This window comes from Actinomycetota bacterium (assembly GCA_005774595.1).
In the GTDB taxonomy this organism is placed as follows: domain Bacteria; phylum Actinomycetota; class Coriobacteriia; order Anaerosomatales; family D1FN1-002; genus D1FN1-002.
Genome location: VAUM01000280.1, coordinates 1 through 2,596 on the forward strand (window position 1 = coordinate 1; position 2,596 = coordinate 2,596).

Genomic DNA, 2,596 nt, shown 5'->3' on the forward strand with positions numbered 1-2,596 from the left:
GGGGCGGGGGAGGCCGCGTGGATGAGCCGCAGGCCGCCGCTGCCGACGGCCACGGCGGGCGGAGTCGCGCCGCCCGAGGCCGCTGTGCCCGCGCAGCCGTGCCAGCCGGTGTCGGACGAGGTGACGTAGGCCAGCTCGCCGGTCGTCGCGACGTCGAAGATCTTGACGGCGGACTGCTCGTCCGTCTCCCAGCCCACGTACAGCGTGTCGCCGGTCTTGGCGAGCGTCGGCGCGTCACCGGGGATACCGTGCTGCGCCACGATGACCGGGTCGGTGGGGTCGGACACGTCGAGCTCGTAGACCGCCGACTCGTTCAGCGGCGGGCGCTCGACCGCGACCCACGCGCGCGAGCCCTCGAGGACGACGTCCGTCCCCGGGTCGCAGCACAGCCACGTGCCGAGGTAGCTCAGGCCTATGCCGGAGGCGTCGAGGAACACGGCGCCGAGGCTGGACGCGGCGGCGACCATGTTCCCGCTCGCGTCGAGGCGGCCCACCGTAGCCGTGGACGTCGTCCACGCCGCGCCCGCCGCCGGTGCGCCGGGCAGGCCGGAGAGGCGCTGGACGGCGTAGGTCCCGCCGCCGCCGTAGCTGACGAAGCCGCTCGCGCCCGCGACCTCCACGTCGATGGCGCGCGACGGCAGCGCGAGGCTGGCGGCGGGCGTGACGGTGCCGGGCTCGGTGACGTTGAAGACGTCCAGGCCGGCGGCGCGCGGCAGGTAGGCGTATCCGCCGTCGAGCCACGGGCCGCCGAGGCCGCCGTCAGCCTCGCGCCAGCTCACCACGTTGAACGACGATGGGTCCGTGCCGTCGATCCCGCTGACGCGGCTGGTGCCGGCGTCGGCGTCGTAGCTGCGCACGAACAGGTTCGAGCCGTCGGCGGCGAGCTGCGCGCCCGCGGTCGCGACGATCGCCGAGCCGGCCTGGGTCGCCGGGGCGGACGGCGTGCTCACGTCGTAGAGCCGTACGCGGTTCGCGGTGTCGAGCGTCCACGCGCGCGTGCCCTCAACGGACACGTCGATCACGGCCTCGGGGGACAGCTTGCTCGACACGAGGCTGGGGATAGCCGGGTTGGTCAGCGAGAAGACGCACAGGCCGCGCGGGGCCGCCGGCGCGTCGGGATCGCCGTGCGCGACGTACATGGTGCCGCCCGAGACGACGAGGTCGCCGACGAGCGTGGCGCCGTCGCACGAGTAGCCGGCGACCGGCGCGAGCGGGTTCGCCAGCGAGAACACCTGATAGCCGCTCTCGGTCTTGGCGTACAGGTAGTTGCCGCGCACGTCGCCGTGCCGGTCGTCCGACTCCAGGGAGACGGCGGCGACGTAGCCGGTGTCCACCGTGTCGGTGAGGTCGAACACCTTGCAGACCGTCCCGCCCCAGCGGTACTCGAACGAGCAGTAGGCGTAGCGCGGGCCGGCCGCGAAGCCGGCGAGGGTCACCTCGTTGCCGTAGGCGTACTCGGCCATGAGCGTCGGGCTCGTGATGTCGGAGCAGTCCACCATCGCGAAGCCGTTCTCGCGCAGGACGAGCACGCTGTCACGCCAAGGGTAGACGTCGATGCCGCGGACCTCGGTGGCCACCGGGTCGGCCATCGGGACGATGGCGTTGCCGACGACGAGCTTGCCGGCCCGGATGGCGAACCACGCGCCGCCCGACGCTTCGAGCGAGGTGTAGGTGCCGCCTCCGAACTCCGAGAGCAGCTCCGTGTTGAACGGCCCGTCGGGCGCCTCGGCGTGGACCTGTGCCGAGGTCCGTGCTCCTGCGGCGGGGACGGTGATGGCTGACGTGATGAGGATCAACGATGCCAGGATGGATGCCGCCGTCCGTGCCGCCCGCACCGTGCGCGTTCGTGCTCTCATCTCCCTCGACTCCCTTCGAGACGCTCCCCGGGGTGCGGTGACAGTACGGAGTGTGCATCGGGTTCGTTCCCCGGCCGCATTAGGGTGTGCGTCACAATGGGCGGGTGACGCAGCCCACTCCCGAGCAGGTCGCCGTCTTCCGCGAGCGCGTGTACGAGCGCTGGCGCGCGGAGGGGCGTCACGACCTGCCCTGGCGGCGCACCGCGGACCCGTACGCGGTGCTCGTGTCCGAGGTGATGCTCCAGCAGACGCAGGTCGCGCGCGTGCTCCCGAAGTACGAGGGGTGGCTCGCCGAGTTCCCCACGGCCGATGCGCTCGCCGCCGCGCCGCTCGAGGCGGTGCTGCGCGCGTGGAGCGGGCTCGGGTACCACCGCCGCGCCGTCGCGCTCAAGCGCGCCGCAGAGACCGTGACGCGGGAGCACGCGGGAGTGGTGCCCCGCGACGAGGCGGCGCTGCGGGCGCTGCCGGGCGTCGGGCCGGCGACGGCCGCCGGCGTGCTCGCGTTCGCGTTCGACGAGCCGGCGCTGTACCTGGAGACCAACGTGCGCGCGGCGCTCATCCACGACTTCTTCCCCGGCCGCGACGACGTGCGCGACGCGGAGCTCATCCCGGTGCTCGCCGCGGTGCTCGACCGGGATCGGCCGAGGGACTGGTACCATGCGCTGCTCGACTATGGGTACGCGATCAAGCGCGAGGTTCCGAACCCGTCGCGGCGCAGCGCGCACCACTCGCGGCAGTCC

At 73.2% G+C, this 2,596-nt stretch carries 2 protein-coding genes; one reads left to right on the plus strand and one right to left on the minus strand.

What is annotated here, in order from left to right; translation table 11 throughout:
- The coding region (locus FDZ70_09110) for a hypothetical protein (GenBank protein ID TLM70545.1) at positions 1–1,856 on the minus strand (1,856 nt) is incomplete at its 3' end.
- A 104-nt stretch (positions 1,857–1,960) separates the two neighbouring features.
- On the opposite strand from FDZ70_09110, the gene FDZ70_09115 reads away from it, so the two are divergent.
- Positions 1,961–2,596: A/G-specific adenine glycosylase (locus FDZ70_09115; protein ID TLM70546.1), on the plus strand; the 636-nt coding region annotated here is incomplete at its 3' end.